Genomic DNA, 24,868 nt, shown 5'->3' with positions numbered 1-24,868 from the left:
TATGGCGCGCCTCGAAGAACTTCTGCCGAATACTTCACTTCGCGGGGTGTTGCCAGACGGGCTTGTGACCGTTGTCAATGTTCAGTGGTACGGCTCTGAAGCTCTAGAACTGACCTACAAGGATGCACGAGGGAAGGTCGCGAATGAGCTGCTCTATCGGCACGATGAGGCACGGCTAGAAGTCGTCGAAGAAGGGAGGCCGTGGAGTCTCGATGGTGACGGCCGGCTCTTCCGGCTCGTTTCGGAGGCCCACCGCATCAGACTAGCTCACCTTTTTGATCCGGTTCTGGCGGTCCACACCTCTTTGGTTGAACCGCTGCCGCACCAAATCACGGCGGTCTATGAGGAAATGCTTCCCCGCCAGCCGCTGCGGTTTCTGTTGGCTGACGACCCCGGCGCAGGCAAAACGATTATGGCGGGCCTCCTCATAAAGGAGCTCGTTGCCCGAGGCGACCTTCATCGCTGTTTGGTAGTTTGCCCTGGAAGCCTTGCCGAGCAATGGCAGGATGAGCTGTATCGCCGCTTTCAGCTTCCGTTCGAGATTATGACGAACGACAAGCTGGAGGCCGCAAGGACCGGAAACTGGTTCCTAGAAAACAATCTAGTCATCGCGCGTCTGGACAAACTCAGCCGCAACGAGGATTTGCAGGCGAAGCTCGAAGTCCCAGATGCAAGGTGGGATCTCGTAGTGTGCGACGAAGCGCACAAAATGTCTGCGAGTTTCTTTGGTGGCGAGGTCAAGTACACGAAGCGCTACCAACTAGGACAGCGGCTCTCTGCTCTGACTCGTCACTTCCTTCTAATGACCGCGACGCCTCACAACGGTAAGGAGGCGGACTTTCAGCTATTTATGGCGCTGATAGACGGTGACCGCTTCGAGGGCCGGTTCCGCGATGGCGTGCATGCCAGTGACGTATCCGATCTGATGCGGCGGATGGTGAAGGAAAACCTCCTGAAATTCGACGCAACGCCATTGTTCCCGCCTCGAGTAGCAAAGACTGTTCCCTACCGGCTATCTGATAAGGAGGCAGAACTCTACAAGGCTGTGACGGCCTACGTTCGCGAAGAATTCAATCGGGCTGAGGCGCTTCAGAACGATAAGAGAGCCGGGACTGTTGGATTTGCGCTAACAATCCTGCAGCGCCGTCTCGCCTCATCGCCGGAAGCCATCTATCAGTCATTGCGTCGGCGTCGTGAGCGACTTGAAAGTCGCTTGCGTGAGTTGGAACTCCTGCAGCGCGGGGCGGTCGTTCAGGCCCTATCAAGCTCTGGCCCAACTTTCGACGCCGAGGATCTAGATGACCTTGAGGATGCGCCGGATCAGGAACTGGAAGACACCGAAGATCAAATCCTGGATCAAGCTACAGCGGCTCGAACTATTGACGAGCTTCGAGCTGAGATCGCGACCCTTATCGATCTAGAAAAACTCGCCCTCGGTGTTCGAAGAGGTGGAGAAGATAAGAAATGGCGGGAGCTCGCCGAGCTCTTGGGGGAGATATTCACGCCTGCCGCCATAGCCAATCAGTTAGCTGAAGATGCAGCGCCGTATGATGCTGGCGTTCCTGTTCCAAAGGCATCACCACACCAGAAGCTCGTGATCTTCACCGAGCACCGCGACACGCTCACATACTTGACCAACCGCGTGAGCACACTCCTCGGCCAAAGAGAGGCCGTGGTCACGATCCACGGCGGCGTCGGCCGAGAGGATCGCATGAAGGCCCAGGAGGCCTTTCGTCACGATCCCCAGGTGAAAGTCCTCATCGCTACGGATGCGGCAGGTGAAGGCATCAACCTTCAGCGGGCGCATCTGATGGTGAATTACGACCTGCCTTGGAACCCCAATCGCCTTGAGCAGCGCTTCGGTCGGATTCACAGAATTGGCCAGACTGAGGTTTGTTTCCTTTGGAACTTGGTTGCCGATGAAACGCGTGAGGGCGACGTGTACCGAACGTTGCTCGAAAAACTTGAGCGCGCTCGGGAAGCACTTGGCGGCCAGGTGTTTGACGTACTCGGGAAGGTCGTCTTCGACGGCAAACCACTCCGCGAGCTGTTGATTGAAGCTATCCGCTTTGGTGAGAAGCCGGAAATTAAAGAGCATCTCACCAAAGCCGTGGAGGGGGCCCTTGATCACGAGAAACTCCGGACGCTGCTTGAAGATCGAGTTCTTGCTCCGGAATCCATGGACGCCAGCCGTGTTCATCGAGTCCGAGAAGAAATGGAGCGTGCGGATGCCCGCCGTCTGCAGCCCCACTATATCGAATCTTTCTTCCTTGAAGCATTTAAGGAGCTGGGCGGCACTGCTCGACAGCGGGAACACCGAAGGTACGAGATCAGCCGTGTTCCCGCGCCAATTAGGAACCGGGATCGGCTGATCGGGCTGGGTGAGCCCGTTCTGTCCCGCTATGAACGAATAGCCTTCGATAAAGCCCTTATAGCGCCGCAGGGCCAGCCACTCGCGGCTTTCGTTTGTCCGGGACATCCTCTGCTCGATGCGACACTCGACCTAACCCTTGAGCGCCATCGCGACGTGATGCGTCGCGGAGCCGTCTTGGTCGACGAACGGGACCCTGGTGAGAGCCCGCGCATGCTCTTCTACCTTGAGCACGCGATCCAGGACGGCAGTCAAACTCGGTCAGGCGATCGTCGCATCGTCTCAAAACGAATGCTGTACGTGGAGATGGATGCCAATGGCAATGCTCGCCATCTAAGCTATGCGCCGTACCTCGATTATCGTCCGCTTCGCGAGGACGAACCTGCCGCGAGCGAAATTCTGCAGCGCCCGGAGTGTTCTTGGCTCAGCCGGGACCTTGAGGCCAAGGCACAAGCGCATGCCATTGGAAACGTCGTTCCCGATCACGTTAAGGAAGTTTCCGGACGGCGGCTGGAGCTGATAGCGAAGACCGAGGCTGCGGTAAAAGAGCGCCTGACGAAGGAAATCACATACTGGGATCACCGCGCCGAAGAGCTAAAGCTTCAAGAACAGGCAGGCAAGGCGAACGCCCGGCTGAATTCCAACGAAGCTCGCCGCCGAGCAGATCAACTTCAAGCGCGGCTTGAGAAAAGAATGACCGAGCTTCGGCTTGAAGCAAAGCTTTCACCCCTCCCGCCTGTCGTGATTGGAGGAATGCTGGTTGTACCGATCGGCCTGCTGGCAAAGATGGCGCCCGATCAGATCAAAGCCCCTGCGGTCTCGCCGGATACCCAACTGGCTGCTGCGCGCGCCCGCCAGATCGTCATGGAGGTTGAGAGGGGCCTTGGCTACGAGCCAGTTGACCGCGAGCTAGAGAAGCTTGGATACGACGTCGAGAGCCAGGTTCCAGGGACCGGCCGACTCCGCTTCCTAGAGGTCAAAGGCCGCGCCGAGAGTGCCTCGACGATCACCGTTACCAAGAATGAAGTCCTTTATTCACTCAACAAGCCCGACGACTTCATTCTAGCGATTGTTGAGTTCAAGGGCGATCTTCATTCGGGCGACCACCAGGTTCACTATGTGCGTCGTCCGTTTCAACGCGAACCCGATTTCGGCGTCACCAGCATCAACTATGATTTCGCCGAGCTCCTTTCCCGCGCGGAGCCGCCCAAATGAGCGCGCGGCCAGCATACTTCGACGCAATCCGCAAAAAGGCGGCGCAGCGGTGGGACCAACTCGAAGAGGACCCGGAGCTTGCCGGGCCATGGCACCAGCTCTTCAAGCAGGTGCAAAGTCCACGGCATATCCTCTCTGAGCTTCTTCAGAATGCCGATGACGCTGGCGCAAACTCTGCTGCTGTTTGGATCGAAGATGGAGTGTTCATCTTCGAGCATGACGGAGAGGATTTCGCGGAGGAGCACTTCGCATCGCTCTGCCGCTTCGGGTACTCGAACAAGCGTGCGCTGCATACCATCGGCTTCCGCGGGATTGGCTTCAAGAGCACGTTCAGCCTCGGGGACCAGGTTGAGTTGCATACGCCGTCGCTCAGCGTCGCGTTTCACCGCCAGCGCTTCACAGAGCCAGTCTGGCTACCGACAGCGGCTGGGACTGACGGCCATACAAGAATTCGCGTCCCGATCTGCGATCATCACAGGCAGCGAGAGGTCGAGAAGAATCTTGCGGAATGGTTCAAAAGTCCGGTTTCGCTTCTCTTCTTCAAGAACATCCGTCGTATGCGGATCAACGATCGCGAAGTCCATTGGGGGAGTCTCGGTCCGGGCCCTGTTCCCGACAGCGAATGGATGGCTCTCTACGATAAGGATGACGAATCGTACCTATTGATCAGGTCCGAGCCGGAGGCATTCCCCGAGGAAGCGCTTGCAGAGATCCGGCAGGAGAGGATGCTCGGATCCGAAGAGGGCACCGATTTCCCTCCCTGCAAAGTCGAGGTTGTTCTCGGTGCGAAGGGGCGTCTCTACGTCGTGCTTCCCACTGGCGTAGAGACGGAGCTTCCCTTTGCCTGCAACGCGCCGTTTATTCAGGATCCTGCTCGGGTAAAGATCAAAGATCCAGAGACATCACCGACGAACCGCTGGCTCCTGGAGCGGGTGGGCAAACTCGCTGCGTCGGCCATGCTGTGCTGGCTTGGTGAAGAAAATTCATCGCTCGCCGAGCGCGCTCGCGCCTATGGCCTTTTCCCGGACGTCGACAGAGAAGACAGCTCATTGGAAGGCGTCTGCGGAACGATTGTCGAGGAGGCCTTCGCGGAACGCATCGACGGCAAAGAGGTCCTGCTCACTGAAGGCGGGGAACTCGTTCTAGAGAAGCAATCCGTCATCGTTCCCACCACGGTTCTCGAGGTGTGGCCGGCTGAACAAGCATCAGCATTGCTGGACCCGGAAGCGAGACCGGCGCTTTGCCACAGCATCGATCTGCGTGACCAAAAGAAGCTACTTCGGTGGGGACTGGTCGAGGATATCAGCAAGCAGAAGCTTCTCGGCATATTGCAGGAAAAACATCTTCCTAGACCAGAAAGCTGGCGCCAGCTTCTTGTATTGTGGGCCTATGTCGCGCCGGAGATCACGGGCTATCGTCATTATGTAGACGCCGAATCTGTCAAGCTCGTCCCTGTCCAAGGCAAGGATGTCTTGTATGCGGCGAGCGAGGTTGTCCGACTTGGAGAGAAGAAGCTTCTTCAGTCCGAAGGCGACTGGGAATTCCTTTCGCAGTACCTGATCGTACTCAATCAGAATTGGCCGCGCTTCCTCGCCGAACAGCGGCGCGGTGCCTCCGAGGACACGGGCACCGTGGCGAAGGATGACGTGGAGGCGGCGTACGCCGTCCTGGAAGAAATTGGCCTGGATGACACCAGCGATGCGAACAAGGTCATCGACCAAGTAGCAGCCGAGTTCTTCTCCCAGGACAGCGTATCGTTGGGAGGCTGCGTTCAACTGGCACAGATTGCGGCAAAGCTGGGTGCGAATGTCGGCGACAGCTTCAAGTATGCCACACGCGATCTCTGCCTTCGGTCGAGCGACAAAGGCATCCTTTTCGACGAAGATGGAAAGCTTGGCGATCTTCTGCCCGAGGCCCAGCGCGATGCCAGTGTTCTCCATCAGGAGTATTCGCGCTCCTTCACGTCCTGCTCGTCGGAAGACTGGCAAAAGTGGATAGCGTCCGGCCGGTCGAATCTCCTGACGTTCGTTCCCTTGGTTTCAAAGCGGACCAGCGTCTATGGCAAGCGCCAGATCGAACAGGAGGCGCGGCTCCGAGGTCACCAAGCTGAGTTGTCGTATCCCTATGTCACCTCCCAATTCGTTATCGAGGATTGGGACTTCGAAGAGACCTACTGGCGTCACTGGCAGGCCTTGGCTGCCGAAGACGATCGGATTTGGGTCACACTCGTCGATCGAATCCTGTCGCAGCGAGAGGCCTATTGGACCCGGGCCAAAAGTGCCAAGCTTCTCCAGGTGGCGACCACCGGCAACACCCGCTCCATGACGTTCAGCCCGCTGTTGCCGTCATGGGCGCTGAAGCTACGAAAGCTGCCGTGCTTGTCTGACACGCGGGGCTTTCATCGGAAGCCGGACGACCTCCTCCGGCGCACGCCGGAGACAGAGTCCCTGATGGACGTGGAGCCGTTCGTGCACGGCCTCTTGGACCGCGAGACCACGCGACCGCTCCTCGACCTGCTGGGTGTGCGAAGCACGCCCACTGGCCCCGACCGCCTAATCGACTGCCTTCGAGCCCTGGCGAAAGCGGATAAGCCACCCGTCCACGAGGTCGAAAAGTGGTACCGCCGACTGGATCAGATGGTCGAGACGTGCTCGACCGCCGACTTCCAGAAGATCCGCCAGGCGCTGCGAGCTGAGAAGCTCATTCTGACCCATGATAGCTCTTGGGCGACTGCGTCGTCGGTCTTTTTGACGTCTGACGACGAGGATGTGCCGGATGCGGCCGTGATCGGCAGCTCGGTGAGCGACCTCGCCCTGTGGCGGAAGATTGGCGTGTCCGATCGGCCAACGGCGGACCTTGCGATTGAGTGGTTGAAGGGCCTCGAGTCAGGAGCCGCGCTTGCTCAAGAGGATGCTCGGCGCGTTCGATCTCTACTAGTACGTCATCCCATTCGCATCTGGGAGGAATGCGGGCACTGGCTGAACCTCGCTGGCGAGTGGTCGCCAGTCGAGAATCTCGCCTATGCGCTGACGATGCAGACCCTCATCCCGTGGCGGCACCTTCACCAGTGGGTGAAGCAGGCGACGGCAGACCTGCAGCGGCTCCCCGGAGAAGCGACTTCCAATCCGCCATTTTCAGAACTGCCTCTGCTGGCAGCGCAGATAGAGGAGCGTTTCCAGGAGGATCCTCTGTTCGCAGGGCAGCCTCTCAAAAAGGAGTGGTTGCGGACTCTTGGTATCGAGCTGTGCCGGATCGAACTCGACGCCGAGGAAGAGACTGACCGGGTGCGCGCTGCTGCAGCAATGCTCGCCAAGACCGATTGGGTCGAGACGCCGGGTCTGGAGATCATCCCGTACATCAACGGAACGCCTGCCGGGACACCGCGCCGCGCAGATGTCGTGTGGCTCGATGAGCGCCTGTACGTGGAGCCGCTCCCCAAGGCGAAACTCGCGCGCCGTGTGCCTGAGGAGATCGGCAAGGTATTCGCCCGGTCCGACATCAAGGCTGCGCTCGACTACAGCTTCGATCGTTCCGCACAGGACGTACGAGAGTACCTCGCGGAGAATTTCGCTCTCACCCCGGCACCCTCGCTGCCCACAGTAGCGCACGTGCCGTCAGGTGAAGAGCCCGACCAGAATGCGCTCGAAGCGAAACCTAATCCGGACCCATCTGATCTTCACCCTGACGAGCCTGACACCGCGTCTGACGATATGACCGTATCACCGGAGCAGGGCTTCGAAGATCTGACCCTTCATGATGATGCCGACGGCGAAGAGGAACAGCAGCCCCTCGATGGCATCGACAATCGGGACACCCGCCCCAGGCCGACGCCAAAGCCCCCGAAGCCGGGCATCATGGAGCGGTTCGCAAAGTCACAGGGTTTCCGCAAGGACGGCGAAGACCGCTTTTTCCATGAAAGCGGCAGCTGGATCGGCAAGGCCAATGGTGCGCGCTTCCCCTGGGAGCATCGCACCGCGGGCGGTGATCTGGTTCGCTATTACTGGCCCAAGGATCACTGCCTTCAGCAGGAGCCGCTTCAACTCGAGGCAGATGTTTGGGGGCTGATAGAGCAGCATCCCGACAAATACGCACTCATCCTTTCCAACGTGGAGGGTGCCCCGATCGAAGTGACCGGCGCCCGCCTGCGCGCCATGCGCGACGGGGGCGAAGTCACCCTTTACCCAGCATCATACAGGCTTGTTTACGACCATGACCGCCACGCATAAGAAAAAACTCATTGAAGCGGCGTTGCCGCTGCCGGAAATCAATGACGCCTCGGCCTACGACAAGATGCCGGGGATCGGACCGCATCCGAAGGGCATCCATCATTGGTGGGCGCGCCTGCCGCTGCCGACGGCGCGGGCGATCCTCTTTGCCTCAGTCGTCGACGATCCTGAAGCTCATCCTGAGAAGTGGCCGACCGAAGAGGAGCAGAATGCTGAGCGCGAGCGCCTGTTCGACATTCTGCGCCGCATGATGGGCAAGAAGCTGCATGAAGCGCCCGAGGTCTATGCCGAAGCACAAGCGGAAATGCTCAAGCATTGTGACGGGAAGCTACCAGCGATTTTCGATCCCTTTTCAGGTGGTGGCTCGATCCCGCTGGAGGCCAATCGGCTAGGATTTGAGGCTCACGCTGGTGATCTCAACCCGGTCGCGGTCCTGCTTAACAAGTGCAATCTGGAAATCGCGCCACGGTGGACGGACCAGCCACCTGTTAACCCATCGGATCGTAAGCGATTTGGAGGTGGCGAAGCTTGGCTAGGCACTGATGGGCTAGCCGCCGACATCCGTTACTACGGCCATCAGATGCTATCGGGGGTAAAGGAGAAGTTCGGGCGCCATTACCCGAGAGTGACGCTTCCCCGTGCTCTAGGAGGCAAAGATGCGGACGTTGTCGCCTGGATTTGGGCTCGAACGGTTATCAGCCCGAACCCCGCAGCCAAGGGAAATCGAGTCCCGCTGCTTAGCAGTTATTGGCTTTCCAACAAGAAGGGGTCTGAGATTTGGCTGAACCCGATTGTCGATAAGGAAAATTCGTCCGTTCAGTTTGAGATTGTTGAGGGTCGGCCTGACGACGTGCGCAGAGTGGCTGGCGGCAACAAGCTCGGACGTGGCGCAAACTTTGAGTGCTTGCTTACGGGGCAGCCAATATCCGACGAATACGTAAAAGCGGAAGGCCTCGCGGGTCGCCTGGGCACTCAAATGATTGCGATCGTCGCGGATGGTGGTCGCCGTCGCGTCTATCTCCCAGCCGACCAAAGCCAATCTGAAGCTGCGACATTTGAAGATCGCCCGGAGATCTCTTCGGGAGATATGCCAGATAATGCACGCTGGTTCTCGCCCCCTCTATTCGGTTTCTTGACATATACGTCAATCTTTACTGATCGGCAGATGTGGGGACTTAGTGGACTCGTCGAACAGCTCCACCCAATCGAGAAAGAGGTAGTCCAGGACGCACTTAAGGCCGGAATTAGCACTGAGGATGCGACAGAATATGGCAAATCAATAAGAACGTTTCTAGCTCTTGCGATTGATCGAACCACCGACTTCAACAATTCGATCTGCCGCTGGAGCCCATCAAATCAAAAGGTCATGAATCTATTTGGCCGACAGGCCATTCCGATGGTTTGGGATTTTGCGGAAGCCAATCTTCTAGGCGGATCCGTCGGCGCCTGGCTCACATGCTTCGATTATGTGGCTGACTGCGTTCGAACGATTACAGCAGGCTCGAAAAAACGGGGAACGGCAAGACAGATTGATGCTGCCACCGGAGCCAATGGCATCAGCAACCTGATGGTCAGCACTGATCCGCCCTATTACGACAATATTGGCTACGCGGCCCTGAGTGACTTCTTCTACGTATGGCTCCGTCGATCTCTTGGGAGGAGCTATGACGAACTGTTTTCCACTATGATGGTTCCAAAGCTGCCGGAGCTAACGGCATCGCCAGAAAGATTTGACGGAGACAAGGTTCGCGCCAAGGAACACTTCGAACAGGGCTTCCGCAGTGCATTCACTGCGTTGCGACAAAAGATGGATCACCGGTTCCCGCTGACGGTGTACTACGCATTCAAGCAAGATGACGAGGAGAGCGGTTCGGACTCCGATAGCGGAACGGATACTATCGACTTAACAACGGGCTGGGAGACTCTTCTGGAAGCACTCATTTCGAGTGGCTTCCAGATTACCGGCACATGGCCTGTTCGAGCGTCACAAAAATGGCGAATGGTTTCCATGGGCACAAATGCTCTCGCGTCGTACATCGTGCTTGCGTGTCGTCCGCGCCCAGATGATGCGCCGCAAATCGCCAGCAACCAGTTCCGAAACGAGTTAAAGCGCACACTGCCAGCAGCGCTACGTCATCTGCAGCAAGGCAACATCGCGCCCGTAGACTTTGCTCAGGCCGCCATTGGTCCCGGCATGGCGGTCTACTCCCGCTACAGCCGCATTCTCGAACCGTCCGGCCGTCCCATGACGGTTCGGACGGCGCTTGGCATCATCAATCAAACCTTAACCGAAGTTCTGAGCGAGCTTGAGGATGACTTCGACTCTGACACCCGCTGGGCCATCGCCTGGTTCGAGCAGAACGGCTTCACCGCCGGCGACTACGGCGACGCCGAGCTCCTCAGCAAGGCAAAGGTGACAGCCGTTTCAGGGTTAGTCCAGGCCGGGATCGTGGAATCGAAGGGCGGAAAGGTCCGCCTGCTTTCCCCCGCAGAGCTCCCCGCCGATTGGGACCCATCCGGCGACAAGCGGCTCACGGTCTGGGAGATGACGCACCACCTCTTGCGCCTCTACCACTTCGACAAGGCGGGCGATGAAGCAACCGCGGCACTGCTCCGGAAGCTCGGCAACCAGGGAGAGGTGGCGCGTGAACTCGCCTACCGCCTCCACAACATCAGTGAGCGGAAGAAGTGGTCGCAAGAGGCGCAGGGCTACAACGCCCTTGTCCTCGGATGGCCGGAAATTGCGCGGCTTGCCCGCGAGATGCCCGTGGCCGCGCCCGTGACGCCGGCTCAGGGCACTTTGATCTAACGGAGGGCAGGCAACATGGCGGCAACCAATCACGAGCGCGTCGGCAATGCTCTCGACCTGCTCCGCGCGGGACTTGGCCCTTTCGTCGAACGAGAGATCAAGGCGGCGATGAAAGACGGGACGAGCATTCCGTCCCTCCAGGCGCTTGCAAGCGACCCACTGATCAAGGACAAACCCATAACCGACTGGGATGCAGCGCTGCTGCTGAAGGTGATGTGGGAGTCCTGGAACGAGGTCTTCCGCAAGACGCTCGGCCCCGCCGAGCGGGGGCTCGTCGGTGAGTTGCGCGGCCATCGGAACAAATGGGCCCATCAGGAACCATTCACGAGCGATGACGCTTACCGCGCGCTCGACAGCGCCGGCCGGTTGCTGACGGCCGTCTCCGCCCCGCAATCGCGGGAGTTGGAGCGCATCAAGATGGAGCTGCTCCGCGTTCGCTTCGACGAGCAGGCGCGGAACGAGAAGCGGAAATCGGCGGGCACCGCCATCGAAAGCCAGGGGACCGGCTCGTTGAAGCCTTGGCGCGAGGTTGTCAGTCCACATCGTGACGTTGCGAGCGGACGCTACCAGCAGGCGGAGTTCGCGGCTGACCTTTGGCAGGTCCATATTGGTGAGGGTGCCGACGAGTACCGCAAGCCGGTGGAATTCTTCCGCAGGACGTTCCTGACCGACAGCCTTCAACAATTGCTGGTCGGCGCCGTGCGTCGCCTCTCTGCGGACGGCGGCGACCCGGTGATCCAGCTCCAGACCAACTTCGGTGGCGGCAAGACGCACTCGATGTTGGCGCTTTACCATCTGTTCTCCGGTGCGACCCCAAGCGAACTGCTTGGCGTCGAAGGCGTCATGAAGCAAGCCGGAATCGCTGAGCTTCCCTCGGTCAAGCGGGTCGTTCTGGTCGGGAACAAGATCTCGCCCGGCAACCCGGTTAAGAAGGAAGACGGCACCCTCGTTCACACGCTGTGGGGCGAGCTCGCTTGGCAGCTTGGCGGCCGAGCGGCCTACGACCGCATTCGGGCGGACGACGAGAAGGCGACGAGCCCCGGTGATGTCCTGCGCGATCTGTTCAACGAGTACGGACCGGCGCTCGTCCTGATCGACGAGTGGGTCGCCTATGCGCGTCAGCTGCATGACCAGAGCGATCTCCCTGCCGGCAGCTTCGAGACTCACTTCACCTTTGCTCAGGCGCTGACGGAGTCGGCAAAGCTTGCGAAGCACTGTCTGCTGGTCGTCAGCTTGCCGGCATCGGACACTGCGGGATCGCCACACACCCAAGCTGATGACGTGGAGGTCGGCGGGCGCCGTGGGCGCGAGGCACTGGACAGGCTCCGCAATGCGATCGGTCGAGTGGAATCCTCTTGGCGGCCTGCGAGTGCCGAGGAAGGTTTCGAGATCGTTCGTAGGCGCTTGTTCGAACCGCTGATCGAGCAATCTCAATTCGTGTCGCGGGACACCGTCGCCAAGGCCTACTTCGACCTATACCGCAGCCAGCATCAGGAGTTTCCGCAGGAGTGCCGGGACTCCGAATATGAGGGGCGCCTCAAGGCCGCTTATCCCATCCATCCCGAAGTGTTCGATCGGCTCTACACGGAGTGGTCGACGCTCGTGAAATTCCAGCGGACGCGTGGTGTCCTGCGCTTGATGGCCGCTGTGATCCACAGCCTTTGGGAAAAGGGCGACCGCAATCCGCTGATACAGCCGGCCAACATTCCGATCGATGACCCGCGCGTGCAGTTCGAGCTCACGCGATACCTGTCCGACAACTGGACGCCGATCATCGAAAAGGACGTTGATGGCCCTAACTCGCTTCCCCTGCGGATCGACGGCGAAGTCCCCAATCTCGGGAAATTTTCCGCGTGTCGCCGCATCGCACGCACGATCTACTTGGGTTCGGCGCCGGGATCGACGATTTCCAACCGTGGCATCGAGGATCGGAGGATCAAGCTCGGATGCGTGATGCCGTCCGAATCGCCGGCCATTTTCGGGGACGCTTTGCGCCGCCTCAGCGGTGCCGCCACGTATCTCTACCAAGATGGGGCGCGCTACTGGTACTCAACCCAACCGACAGTCACCAAGCTGGCGGAAGATCGGACAGAACAGCTGAAGTCCGATCCTGACCGGATCAATCGCGAACTCGATGCAAGGCTCCGCGCCGATTTGCGCAAGCAGGGGGATTTCACAAAGGTCCATCCCCTTCCACAGTCGGGGCAGGACGTGCCCGATGACGTTGATGCACGGCTGGTCGTGCTCGGGGCGGACTATCCCCACAGCCGCGATGCGAGCAGCGCTGCAGAAGCTGCTGCGAAATCAATTCTTGAAACGCGTGGAACGGCCCCGCGGTTGTATAGGAACACTCTGGTGTTCCTCGCGGCCGACAAAACCCGACTCCAGGATCTTGATGAGGCAGTTCGGCGGTTCATCGCCTGGCAGTCCATACTCGATGAGAAGAACGAGTTGGACCTTACCCCACACCAGGTGCGCCAGGCGGAAACACAGAAAGCGAGCGCAGACAGCTCCGTGAATGCGCGGCTACCCGAGGCATACCAATGGCTGCTTGTTCCCCATCAGCCCACGCCGCAGTCGCCTATCGAGTGGCAGAGCTTCCGCCTGAGCGGCCAGGAACCTTTGGCAGTTCGCGCAAGCCGGAAGCTGCGGAACGATGAGCTCTTGATCACGGGCCTTGCTGCCACACGGCTTCGGCTTGAGCTTGATCAGGTTCCGCTTTGGCGTGGCGACCACGTTGCCGTGAAGCAACTCGTCGAAGACTTCGCACGCTACCTCTATCTACCGCGCCTCCGCGACACTGGCGTTCTGCTCGACGCAATCCGTGAGGGCCTCGGCCTCCTGACATGGGGCCGGGATTCTTTCGCTTATGCGGAGAGCTATGACGAAGCCGCCTCCCGATATAGAGGACTGCGTTGCGGACAGATGGTCTCTCTGTCGCCTGAGAACTTGGTCGGCCTGCTCGTAAAGCCCGAGCCAGCCCTCAAACAGCAGGACGACGAGACGCCACGTCCGACCGCAGGGGGTGCGCCAACAGGGGGTGACCCTGCTAAGCCTAATGGTGATACGTCCGCGATCACCGGCGAAGACTCAGTCACCGGCCGCGGAGAAGCCCAGACACCACGACAGCCCAGACGCTTCCACGGATCGGTGACCCTAGACGCAGCGCGCGTGGGTCGCGACGCGAGCCGTGTCGCAGAAGAGGTGATTGCACACCTTTCCGGGCTGATGGGGGCGAATGTGAGAGTGACCCTCGAAATTGAAGCCGAGATCCCAAACGGCGCCCCAGACAACGTCGTTCGCACTGTCACCGAAAACAGCCGAACGTTGAAGTTCAATAGCCAAGGTTTTGAAGAAGACTGACGAGATGTCTCGGCTGACTCGAACCATCGAACAGAAAGCGCAGGGAGGCAGCCTTCTTTGTGCCTGAGGCTGTCATATGCTGAAGCATTGCTCTGGAAGCGGCACGCCAGCCAACTCGTCGCTTGTTCGTCGTCTGATGGGGTGGACGCCCCCCGACGGCATCTATGTGCCAAGGTAGGTGTTGCAGAACACCTATGAGAAGGAGGCGTCCATGGCAGAGGTTATCACGATCGGGTTGGATATCGCAAAGAATGTCTTTCAGGCTCACGGCGCGGATGCTGGGGGCCACCAGGTTTTTAGCCGACGGATTGCACGCGGAAAGGTGCTGGAGTTTTTCGCTGGACAGCCAAAGTGCCTTGTGGCGCTGGAGGCCTGCGGCGGGGCACATCATTGGGCCCGCGAGTTGATACGCATGGGCCACGAAGTGAGGCTGATCCCACCGGCCTATGTGAAGCCTTTCGTAAAGCGCCAGAAGAACGATGCAGCCGATGCCGAGGCGATCTGCGAGGCAGTGCAGCGGCCAAGCATGCGGTTTGTAGCGGTGAAGAGTGAGGAGCAGCAGGCCTCAGCGCTGGTATTCCGCACACGGGATCTGCTGGTTCGTCAGCGTACGCAAACTATCAACGCGATCCGCGGGCACATGACAGAATACGGGTGGGTGGCTCCGAAAGGGCCTTCCTGGGTGACAGTGCTTGGCGAGCTGATTGATGACGAGGGCGGGGCATCACTGCCGGATGCGGCGCGGGAGATGTTCCGGATTATGCTCGACCTGCTCGAGAAACTCGATGATCAGATCGCTGACCTCGACAAGGAAATTACTCGGCGCGCCCGTGAAGATGAAGTTGCGCGCCGACTGATGACCATTCCAGGCATCGGACCGATTGCGGCGACTGCGATCGCGGCATTGGCACCAGCAGCACAAACGTTCAAACGTGGTCGTGACTTTGCTGCCTGGCTTGGGCTCACACCTCTGCAGAAATCAACGGGTGGAAAGACGAAGCTGGGTCGAACATCCAAGATGGGCGAACGTACGCTGCGGCGATTGCTGATCATCGGCAGCAGTTCGGTGATCCTGCATGCGAGCAGGCGCGGGGCGCCCGAAGGATCATGGCTCGCCGGGATGCTGGCGCGCAAACCGCGCATGTTGGTCACAGTCGCACAGGCGAACAAGACGGCGCGCATCGTCTGGGCGCTGCTCATGAAGAACGAGGATTACAGGGCTCCGGTGGCGGCAGCGGCATAAGCCAGGCAGCCATCAGAGGTCGTCGGAGGACGACAAGCGGTCGAAGGAGGGTATGGCGCAACAGTCGGCAAGACGGGGTCGGAAAACCAGGAAATGTTCTTGTGCCTTGAGCACGCTCGTCTGATCTGGATCCGATCCGCGAACTCCCATACGGGCCCGCAGCTAATGTCGCTGCACTACGAGGCCGGACAGATGGCAGCATCCGATCTACGCGCAATCATACCCAAATTACCGCTTGCGTTCGTCGGGGCGTCCACAGAAGAACATTCGGCACAACTCGCGGCGTAGATTAGCGGAGTGCGGGCCTCGTCTGGGGGTTGATGTTAGGCGGCGAGCTTGCGGTGCTGCAAGCGCCGATATTCGATGGTCTGTCGCTTGATCCTTTCTCGTCGTTCGATGATGGCCGGGGCCCTGCCGAAGTAGGCGTCGGCGGGCGTCACGTTATTTAGGCTCTCGTGATAGCGCTGGTGATTGTAATGTTCGACGAAGGCCTCGATCTGGGCTTCGAGGTCGCCGGGCAGGAAGTAGTTCTCCAGCAGGATGCGGTTTTTCAGGGTCTGGTGCCAGCGCTCGATCTTGCCCTGGGTTTGCGGGTGCATGGGAGCGCCGCGGACATGGCTCATTTTGTTGGCCTCGATATATTCGGCCAGTTCGCCGGCGATGTAGCTGGGGCCGTAGCACATTGGGAAGCAGCCTTTCGAAGGGCCGCGATGCCTTGATGGAGACAAGGGCGCGTAGCGCCCGCCGGCTTCATCAAGGCAGTCATGACCTGCCAGCAGGTCTCTAAAGAGAAGTTGTCGACACAACCCTTTGGAGGCTGACCGATCATGACCAAGCTGTATTCTACGCCACCCGACGCCGTCCTGGTAGCCATCGATATGTCGAAGCACCGCCAGGAGGTTCTCCTCGAACGACCGGAGGGCGGCCGCCGACGCCGTATGACCGTCATGGCAACGAAGGCGGACTATGACCGGCTGGCGGACGATCTGACGACCATCGGTAGGCCCGTGATCGTCGGCTTTGAAGCAACCGGCAACTATCACCGCACGTTGGCGCATCGATTGCTGTCCGCCGGGTGCGAACTGCGCCTGATTTCGTCGGTCGCCTTGGCCCGGACTGCGGATTCCGACGATCGCGCGCATGTATTCCGATCTGATGCCGCGCAGCGTTCCGATTTGATCGCGCGCAGTTGGAGCACCTGATCGTCGGGTAAAGATGTCATGTTGCTAGTGGCCGGGTCAAGCTGCTGCGACGGCGAGTTGCCTGCGCATGGATTCTCCGGTGAGTTCGAGGCGGTGAGCGTTGTGAACGAGGCGGTCCAGGATGGCGTCGGCGTAGGTTGGATCGCCGATCAGGTCGAACCAGCTGGCCACCGGGAGCTGACTGGTCACGAGCGTTGACCGGCGGCCGTATCGGTCTTCGAGGATCTCGAGCAGATGGTGGCGGGCATTGCCGTCGAGCGGTTGCAGGCCCCAGTCGTCGAGGATGAGCAGGTCGACGCGGGCGAGGCTCTTCATGCGGCTGGCGATCCGGCCATCGCCTTTGGCGAGCGACAGGTCGTCGATCAGGCGGGGCAGCCGGGTGTAGAGCACGGAGCGATTGTCGCGGCACGCCTTGTGGCCCATGGCGCAGGCGAGCCAGCTTTTGCCGACGCCTGCAGGCCCGATGATGGCGCAGTTCTCGTGGGCGGTGATCCAGTCGCCCCTGAGCAGCCTCTCGAACAGCCGGCGATCGAGCCCGCGCTGCGCACGGTAATCGACGTCTTCGGGAACAGCATGATGGCGCAGCTTCGCGTGGCGCAGGCGAAGGGCGAGACGCCGATCGTTGCGGTATGTTGCTTCATGATCGAGTAGCAGCCCGAGCCATTCGGCATGGCTGAGGCTCGTCGCATCGCCATTATGTTCGAGCTCGCAAAACGCGTGCGCCATGCCGGAAAGGCCGAGTTGGTTCAGCTGATCAAGTGTCGGATGTTTGAGCATTGTCGTCCTCTCAGTGGTAATAGCCAGAGCCCCGGATGTTGGTGTGCAGGATCGGCGCGCGCTCCGGGGACTGGCGCACGGGAACCTGGTCGAGCCCCTTTTCGAGGATCGATTTGACCGAAGGATAATTGCGCGCCTGGATCTCCAGCGCGCGCAGCGCGGCCGCCTCGAGGCGCTCAGGCCCGAAGCGCCGGGCAAGGCCAATAATCCCGACGCACGAGCGATAGCCCTGCTCGGGGTGCGGGCGATCCTCGATGATCTTCTCGATCAGAAGCGACAGCATCGGCCCGATCCGCGCCGCCTCCTCGCGGATTTTCGCCGGCGTCAACTCGCCGTATCGCCGGTGGCTCGAGGGCATGTGGTCGGCAACCGTCGTATGCCGCCCGTTGCCCGAAGCGCGCATATGGACGGCGATGCGCTCGCCACCGAGGAAGATCTCGACCGTGCGCGCGGTGACGCGGACGTCGACCTCGCGCCGCGCGAAGCGATACGGCACCGAGTAATGATGGCGCTCGATGGCAATGTGATAATCGAGCCCGACCCGGCAGCGCTTCCATTGCGCACAGACCCATGGCTCGGCCGGGAGCGGCTTCAGGTTCGGCGCATCGATTTCCTCGAACAGCTCCCGGCGTGTCTTGCCGAACTGGCGCAGTACCCGCTTGTCGTTGAGCTCAGCCAGGCATTCGGCGATCGCCGCATTCACCTCGGCCAGACTGTAGAAAATCCGGTTGCGCAGCCGGCCCAGAAGCCAGCGTTCGACGATCCTGACGCAGGCCTCCACTTTCGCCTTATCCCGCGGTTTTCTCGGCCGCGCCGGGAGCACCGCCGTGCCGTAATGGCGTGCCATATCGGTATAGCCACGGTTGACCATCGGATCGAAGTGACAGGCCTTGATCACCGCGACTTTCGCATTGTCGGGGACCAGCAGTTGCGGCACGCCGCCGAAGAAAGCGAAGGCGGCATTGTGCGCCTCGATCCAGTCGGCAAACTGCTCGCTCCATGAGGCGCAGGCAAAGGACAGGCTCGAACCGCCGAGCACCGCGACGAACAAATGAGCCGCACGCTCCTCGCCGGTTCGGCGGTTCACCACCACCAGCACCTTGTCTCCTGCATAATCGACGAACATCTTTTCGCCGCCCGCATGGGCTTGCCGCATCACAAGCGGCAACCGGCCCTCCCAGCGCCGGAACAGATCGCACCACCGGCTGTACCGGTAACCGTCCGGGTTCGCCGCGATATACTCCTCCCACAGAATCTGCAGCGTCACGTGCTTGCGCTTCAGCTCGCGCGCCACCACAGACCAGTCCGGCTCCGGCTGCTTGCGCCGACCAGGCTTCACACCGCAGACGCCATAGAGCCGCGCCTCAAGATCCGCGTCGGTCATCGCTTCCGGAACCGGCCATGCCAGCCCCGAGCGCGCGAACCGCTTCAACGTATCGCGAACCGTCGTCGGACTAACCCCGACCCGCTCACTGACTAACCGCGTCGACAGCCCTGCCAGGCTCAGACGCAAAATCTCGCGCACATGGCGCATCGCAATCCTCCTCGTCGGCATCCATTCCTCCAGTCGCTAAACAACCGGAAAAATGGTCCTACGATCAGGATTCTCCATCTCGAAAACTGCGCGCGATCACATCGGAACGCTGCGCGGATAATTCTCGGAACGCCGCGCGCCATCATCTCGGAACGCTGCGCGCGATCAAATCGGAATCCGCAGCCCGGACACGCGAAGCGCTGCACAATGGCTGGGACAAGAATGATTCCAAGGACGCGCAAGTCATCCTGCACATGCTGAAGATCGGCGCGACCCAGCGCTATGTCGATCCGCTGGCGGCAGGGATCAACGATCTGCAGGAGATGTCGAAGACGCATGAAGCCATATCGAAGGCGAAGACCCAGACCTGGCATCGGATTCTCACGCATTATCTGCCGCTGTATTTTCCGGAGATCGAGCGTTTCGCCGGCAACAGCCGGTCCGACTGGTTCCTGGCGTTGATCGAACGCTTCCCGACGCCGGGCAGCATCACCTCGATCGGACGCGAGGCGTTCACCGAACAGGCCTGGCCGCTGATCGGTCGCAAGGTCTCCAAGGCCCGGGTGGTCAACGATATTTACGAGACCGCCTGTGCATCGATCGCGCTGCCGATCGACGAAGATTCCACGGCGGTCACCATGTTTCGCATGGTCATCGCCCAGGCGCGCACCCTTATCCGGCAGCGCAACGAGATCGAACGGATCGCGCATGACGCGTTGGCCACGAACCGCGATTATCAGCTCCTGCGCATGATCCCCGGCATCGGTCCGATCAATGCCTTGACGATTCTGGCCGAGGCCGGCGATCTACGCCGCTTCAGCCACCATCGCCAGTTCCTCAAGTTTTGCGGTCTCGACCTCGCCACCTACCAGTCAGGGATATTTCGGGGGCGGACGAAGCTATCGAAGTACGGCAACGCCCGGCTGCGACGCACCTTCTGGATGGCCACGCAGGTCGCGATCCGACAACCCAACAACAGCTTCCGTGACAAGCTCTCCCGCTATGTCGATGGCCATGCCGACGACCCCGATCGCCGCCGCAAGGCGATGACCGCTCTCACCGCCAAGATGGCGCGCGTCGTGCACGCCGTCATCAAGACGGGAACCGAGTACCGCCCGTTCGTCGAACGGGCGGACACCAGATGGAAGGACCCCTCTCTGCTGTGCCGTGAGGGCGCTACGGCGACCCTGTAGATAATGTTCGGGCCTTCCATCTGGCATGCGTATCTCATCTTAAGGACGGTGAGGACCACGATCCCGATGATCGATGGATCCTGTGTTTGCTATGGCCGAGAGCGCCTTCCTTGACGATGGAAGCCATCTGGATCATAAAATCATCAGCGCCGATCACACTCGGCGCAACGAGATCTGCTGGCCTGTTCCCGCCGCTGCTTCCCAACATAGGACGTTATCGCTGAGCAGCCGGGGCTTGTGCAGCACCGTGGCGCTGTCACAGCCGGAAGCCGCCAAGGCGAGGTCCAGCGTTTCGGTTACATCCTCGGCACGCATGTTGGTGCACAACTTCCAGGCAATGATATAGCGCGAGAAGTCGTCGAGCACGGTCGAGAGGTACATCCAGCCCCACCCGATGATCTTGAAGTAGGTGAAGTCGGTCTGCCACATCTCGTTCGGGCGGGTAGTCTTGGTGTGGAACTGATCGGCGGCCTTTATCACGACATAGGCCGGACTGGTGATCAGATCGTGCGCCTTGAGCAGGCGGTAAACCGTGGATTCCGATACGAAGTAGCGCTTCTCGTCGGTGAAGCGCACCGCCAGTTCGCGGGGGCTCAGATCGGTCGCGTCGGCTTCCAGCGCCATTTCGATGATCTGGTTCTGGATGTCGTCACCGATGCGGTTCCACACGCGGCTCGGCGCCGATGGCCGATCCTGTAACGCTTCCGGCCCGGCCCCAAGATAACGGTCATACCAACGGTAGAACGTCCGGCGGGCGATGCCGAGCTTGTCCAGCGTGCGTTTGGCGGGCAGGTGCGACTGCTCGACGATCCGGATGATCTCGAGCTTTTCGGATGCGGGATACCTCATTCGTCGTCGCCCCCATCCGCGATCATGCTTTTTTTCAGCAGACGGTTTTCGAGTGTCAGGTCGGCCACGCATTCCTTCAGGGCACGCGCTTCGCGGCGCAGATCCTGCACCTCGCCGGTGGTCGCGGCACGGGCAGTGTCGCCCGCCAGGCGGCGCTTGCCCGCTTCCATGAACTCCTTCGACCAGGTGTAGTACAGGCTTTGCGCGATGCCTTCCTTGCGGCACAGCTCGGCAATGCTGTCCTCGCCGCGAAGGCCTTCAAGCACGATGCGGATCTTGTCCTCGGCAGAGAAGTGCCGCCGGGTCTGCCGCCGGATATCCTTCACCACCTGCTCCGCAGGGGCCTTCGACGGCGATTTTGAATAGGAGGATTTGGGCTTCATCTTCGTTCCTTCGTCACTACGACGAAGCCCAAATCCTCCTTAAATCACAACCTCAAATCTGTGCCATTGGCGCTGACGGCGGACACGAGGTTCAGCAGCGCCATCGGTTTACGCCGCAGCGCATGGATGACATGGCGATAATCGACAACATGATCATGCTTGCCTTTGCGGTAGGCGCGACCGCGCGGCAGGGTGAACAGGGGCGTGCCGCCGAGGAACAGCTCAAGCTGTCAACGCTGACTAATAATTCCCCAGAAGTGCCGGGTTAAAATTCCCCAGTTTGGGTTTCGGTGATCAGCCGTTCCAGTGATCGTGCGTGCGCTCCTTCGGTGGCCGCCCGCGCCTTTTGGGCGGCGGCGGCGGCGTGATCGCTGAGATCGCCCTGGTGTGTTCCGGCACGAGGTCGGAGTGCGCGCGCAAGCGGTAACTGGCGCCCTCGATCTGGATCACGATGGCATGGTGCAGCAAGCGATCGAGGAGCGCCGTTGCCACCACCGGATCCCCGAACACCTCGCCCCATTCAGCAAAGCCGCGGTTGGATGTGAGGATCATCGCTCCCTTTTCGTAACGGGAGTTGACCAGCTGGAAGAAGAGGTTGGCACCGCCGGGCGTAACCGGGAGGTAGCCGATCTCATCGACGATAAGGAGGGTGTTTCGGTTGAAGAACCGGAGCCGTTCGGGAAGCCGTCCGTCACGCTCGGCACGCACCAGCATGTCGATCACCTCAGCCAGACTGGCGCGGTAAACACGCTTGCCAGCGCGAACAGCCTCTGCGCCCAAGGCTGTCGCCAGATGGCTCTTGCCTGTGCCCGGCGGTCCCAGCAGATGGACCACCTCGCCGCGCTCGATAAAGTCGAGCTGCGCCAGTGCGAGGATGCGGCCGCGATCCAGCGAAGGCTGGAACGAGAAGTCGAAGCCTTCGAGGGTTTTCATGGGCATGAGCCGTGAGGTCTTGAGCCCGACAGTGAAGCGCCTGCTTTCCCGATTGCCATACTCATGCGAGAGCAAGACATCGATGGCTTCAAGCGCGGTCATTTCGCCGCGCTCCAGACACCGCATGGTATGATCAAGTACCTCGAGCGCGCGGGGCATTCTCAGGCCAACCAGGCTCGTGCGGATGCGGTCGATGATCTCCGTCATGGCCGTACCTCGCTGCCGGCCAGTCGCCGTCCTACCGCCTCGTAGAAGCCCAGCGAGCGCCTGGTAATCTCAAGCCCTGCAGGCGGCGGCACTGTTGCCGCGCGAGGCGGAGCGAGCCGCCGGTGGGAAGGATCAACCCGGCGCTGATTGCGTCCATCGAGAACGGGATGCACCGCGATCAGCTTGCGATCCTCGAAGATCCTGATCTCACGGGGATGATTCTGCACCTCCACGACCCGTTTGCGCGTAGCGTCGGGCACCGAGTAGAGATTGCCGCCAACCGATACCATGCCTTCATGGCTGACTCGCCGCTCGATCGTGAGCACCGCATTGTATGGGGCCGCAGGCAAGGCCGTCAGGACCGGTTGCTCCTCGGCAAAGTGCTCGCTGACGATCCGCCGGGTCGTGGCATGCAACCGAACATTCGCGACCGTGTCCAGCCATTCGCGGAACTGCCTGTTCAGGTCATCAGCGTTGCAGAAGGTGCGTCCAAGGAAGAAGTCCTGACGGATGTAGCGGTAGGGCCGTTCGATCTTGCCCTTGGTTTTCGCCCGATAGGGCCTGCATGCACGCGGCAAAGCGCCGTAATGATCCAGCAAGGCCACCAGCGACCGATTGTAGATCACAATACCCTCGGCATCCTCATCGATCACAGCGGTTTTCATGCGGTCGTAAAGCACCTCGGACGGGGCACCGCCCATCGCATCGAAGGCGTCGATGTGGCAGCGCATCACCGTCTGCAGATCCTGGGTCGGACAGAACCGACCCCACAGCCAGCGGCTATGACCCAACACCATCGAGAACAGCCAGAAGATCCGGGTCACGCCCGGCTCATCGCTGAACGCCACCTTGAACTGGGCGAAGTCCACCTGGGCCTGCCGTCCCGCGGGTGTTTCGAAGCGCCGCTCAAACGGGACCACTCGCGGCGGCCGCATCTGGCGCAGGAAGTCCGTGACGGTCGTGTAGCCGCCCTTGAACCCCATCGCAGCGATTTCGCGGAAGAGACGCTTGCCAGACAACCCAGGATATAACGCGATGCGATCGCGAAGATATGGTTCGTAGGGTTCCAGCTCCCGCGGACGGGGTGGCCGGGGCTTGTACACCGGCGCCTTCACGCCGCCGGCCAGGTGTTTGCGTACCGTCTTTCGGTCAAGCCCCGTCTGCCGCGCAATCGCCGACACCGACAGCCCCTGCCGCTTCAAGTCATGGATCATGACAATTTCCTCAAGTCTGATCACCTGCCACGCCTCCCGCCAATCCGGGCAAGCATAGGAGGGATCCGTGCGGGTCGTTGCCAATTCGCTCCGGGGCTAGCCCCGGAGCGAATTGGCGCTCACCTCAAACTGGGGAATTTTCATTCGGCACTTCTGGGGAGAATACATCCGGCATCGACACAAGCCGGTCGTCGTAAAGCCTTACCCTGAGCCGGTGACCGATCAACCGCGAGGGCACCGTGTAGAACACCTTGCGCAGCGTGAACCCGCCCGAGGACGTCACCATGACGAGCACCTCTTCATAATCGCTGGTGCGCAGGCCCGGCAGCGACTGAAGCACCGCCCGCTCGGCGTCGATGCGCTTCGCGCTCCGCGCATTCTTGCGCGCGACGATCTCGTCGATGAAGCGTCGATATTCCGCAAGCTCGTCGAAGTCGGCCGATCCGCGCATCAGCAGTGCGTCACGCACCGCCGCCTTCAGATGCGCGTGCGCGCTTTCTATCGCGCCATTCTCGTGCGCAACGCCGCGGTTGTTGCGGGTCGGCTCCATCCGATAATGGCGGCACAGCGCGTCATATCTGCGCGTCAGATCCTCGCGCGCCGACGCATCCAGATTGCGGAACGCCGCCGACAGGCTGTCACTGCGATGCTCACGCGGCGCCCCGCCCAGCGCCCACAACGCATTTTGCAGACCCTCCGCCAGCGCGACATAGCTCTCGCCGCCAAGGATCACATGGGCATGCTCAAAGCCCGAACAGGCGAGCCGGAAGTGATACAGCCGGTGGTCGAGCCCCACCCCCGCGATCCGTACACCCAGATCGGCCATGTCCGTAAAGTCCGACAGCCCCATCCGCCCCGGCTCGTGCACCTGGCGGAACATCACATCGCGATCCGGGCCCTGCAGCGCTCGCCAACTGCGGATCCGACGCTCCATCGTCCGCCGCACACCATCGGGAAGCTCAGGATGACGACGCTGCATTTCTTCGAACACGGCCACGGCTCGGATCCCCGGCGCACTCTCCAGGAGCGGCACCACCTCGCTGTCGAAGATATCCGCCAGCGGATCGGGGCGACGGCGACCGCGCGGCGCCTTCCTTTGCGAAGGAAGCCGCATATCTGCCTCCAGCCGATACGCCGTCGCCGTGCTGAACGCCGCACACGCCGCCGCGCTGCGCGGCGACACTGTCTGTCTCATCTTCATATAGTATCTCACCTGATGATCGTTGATATGGCTCCCAGGCACCGCGTCTCCCCTTCCGAAGAAGGCGCCACCTGGCAGGTCACGATCACCAAAGCGCCCTTCCAGAAGAAAAGACGCCTGCGGCGGTGTGTCTGTCGCTCCTCGGGGC

Annotated in this window: 10 protein-coding genes and 5 pseudogenes; 8 read left to right on the top strand and 7 right to left on the bottom strand. The window is 60.6% G+C overall.

The window, feature by feature from the left end:
* The first annotated feature begins 1 nt into the window (after position 1).
* The 5 genes from LH20_RS11795 (at position 2) to LH20_RS11775 (ending at position 15,227) form a co-directional block, all read left to right on the top strand.
* Positions 2-3,586, top strand: coding sequence for a helicase-related protein (locus LH20_RS11795; protein ID WP_053554359.1), 3,585 nt, complete (start codon positions 2-4; stop codon positions 3,584-3,586).
* The gene (locus LH20_RS11790; RefSeq protein WP_053554358.1) at positions 3,583-7,812 is read left to right on the top strand and encodes a sacsin N-terminal ATP-binding-like domain-containing protein; all 4,230 of its coding nucleotides are present in this window, start codon (positions 3,583-3,585) and stop codon (positions 7,810-7,812) included. Before LH20_RS11795 ends, LH20_RS11790 begins: the two co-directional genes overlap by 4 nt.
* Complete coding sequence (locus tag LH20_RS11785; protein WP_053554357.1) at positions 7,796-10,621, top strand: DUF1156 domain-containing protein; 2,826 nt, start codon at positions 7,796-7,798, stop codon at positions 10,619-10,621. Before LH20_RS11790 ends, LH20_RS11785 begins: the two co-directional genes overlap by 17 nt.
* Before the next feature lie 15 nt (positions 10,622-10,636).
* A complete protein-coding gene (locus LH20_RS11780) occupies positions 10,637-13,984 on the top strand; it encodes a Swt1 family HEPN domain-containing protein (RefSeq protein WP_053554356.1) in 3,348 nt (1,115 codons plus the stop codon).
* Between the two features lie 211 nt (positions 13,985-14,195).
* On the top strand, positions 14,196-15,227 hold the full coding sequence (locus LH20_RS11775; RefSeq protein WP_053553130.1) for an IS110 family transposase: 1,032 nt from the start codon (positions 14,196-14,198) through the stop codon (positions 15,225-15,227).
* 323 nt (positions 15,228-15,550) lie between these two features.
* Here LH20_RS11775 and LH20_RS11765 read toward each other — a convergent pair.
* A pseudogene (locus LH20_RS11765) lies at positions 15,551-15,901 on the bottom strand (integrase core domain-containing protein); the annotation flags it as partial.
* 153 nt (positions 15,902-16,054) lie between these two features.
* Here LH20_RS11765 and LH20_RS11760 point away from each other — a divergent pair.
* Positions 16,055-16,354: pseudogene (locus tag LH20_RS11760) on the top strand (IS110 family transposase); the annotation flags it as partial.
* Positions 16,355-16,465: 111 nt separating this feature from the next.
* Here the strand turns inward: LH20_RS11760 and istB (LH20_RS11755) are convergent.
* Both istB (LH20_RS11755) and istA (LH20_RS11750) read right to left on the bottom strand, forming a co-directional pair.
* Positions 16,466-17,206, bottom strand: a complete 741-nt coding sequence (istB, locus tag LH20_RS11755; protein WP_053552564.1) for an IS21-like element helper ATPase IstB — start codon at positions 17,204-17,206, stop codon at positions 16,466-16,468.
* A 10-nt stretch (positions 17,207-17,216) separates the two neighbouring features.
* Entirely contained in the window at positions 17,217-18,740 is a 1,524-nt protein-coding gene (istA, locus tag LH20_RS11750; protein ID WP_083455225.1) for an IS21 family transposase, read from the bottom strand.
* Positions 18,741-18,892: 152 nt separating this feature from the next.
* Between istA (LH20_RS11750) and LH20_RS11745 the strand changes: the two are divergent.
* Positions 18,893-19,937, top strand: a pseudogene (locus LH20_RS11745) (IS110 family transposase); the annotation flags it as partial.
* 209 nt (positions 19,938-20,146) lie between these two features.
* On the opposite strand, the pseudogene LH20_RS22940 reads toward LH20_RS11745, so the two are convergent.
* Positions 20,147-21,165: pseudogene (locus tag LH20_RS22940) on the bottom strand (IS3 family transposase); the annotation flags it as partial.
* Positions 21,166-21,287: 122 nt separating this feature from the next.
* Between LH20_RS22940 and LH20_RS23525 the strand changes: the two are divergent.
* Complete coding sequence (locus tag LH20_RS23525; RefSeq protein ID WP_158501131.1) at positions 21,288-21,434, top strand: hypothetical protein; 147 nt, start codon at positions 21,288-21,290, stop codon at positions 21,432-21,434.
* A 25-nt stretch (positions 21,435-21,459) separates the two neighbouring features.
* Here the strand turns inward: LH20_RS23525 and istB (LH20_RS11730) are convergent, their stop codons facing one another.
* From istB (LH20_RS11730) to istA (LH20_RS11720), 3 genes and pseudogenes are all read right to left on the bottom strand, one after another.
* Complete coding sequence (gene istB, locus LH20_RS11730) at positions 21,460-22,305, bottom strand: IS21-like element helper ATPase IstB (protein WP_053554354.1); 846 nt, start codon at positions 22,303-22,305, stop codon at positions 21,460-21,462.
* The gene (gene istA, locus LH20_RS11725; RefSeq protein WP_053554353.1) at positions 22,302-23,543 is read right to left on the bottom strand and encodes an IS21 family transposase; all 1,242 of its coding nucleotides are present in this window, start codon (positions 23,541-23,543) and stop codon (positions 22,302-22,304) included. Before istA (LH20_RS11725) ends, istB (LH20_RS11730) begins: the two co-directional genes overlap by 4 nt.
* Before the next feature lie 157 nt (positions 23,544-23,700).
* Positions 23,701-24,762 (bottom strand): annotated as a pseudogene (gene istA, locus LH20_RS11720) (IS21 family transposase); the annotation flags it as partial.
* Positions 24,763-24,868: the final 106 nt, after the last annotated feature.

Origin of the sequence: Sphingopyxis sp. 113P3, from assembly GCF_001278035.1 — a bacterium.
Lineage (GTDB): Bacteria > Pseudomonadota > Alphaproteobacteria > Sphingomonadales > Sphingomonadaceae > Sphingopyxis.
The sequence above is the reverse complement of the archived record's forward strand: the minus strand, read 5'-3'. Positions and strand labels throughout refer to the sequence as shown.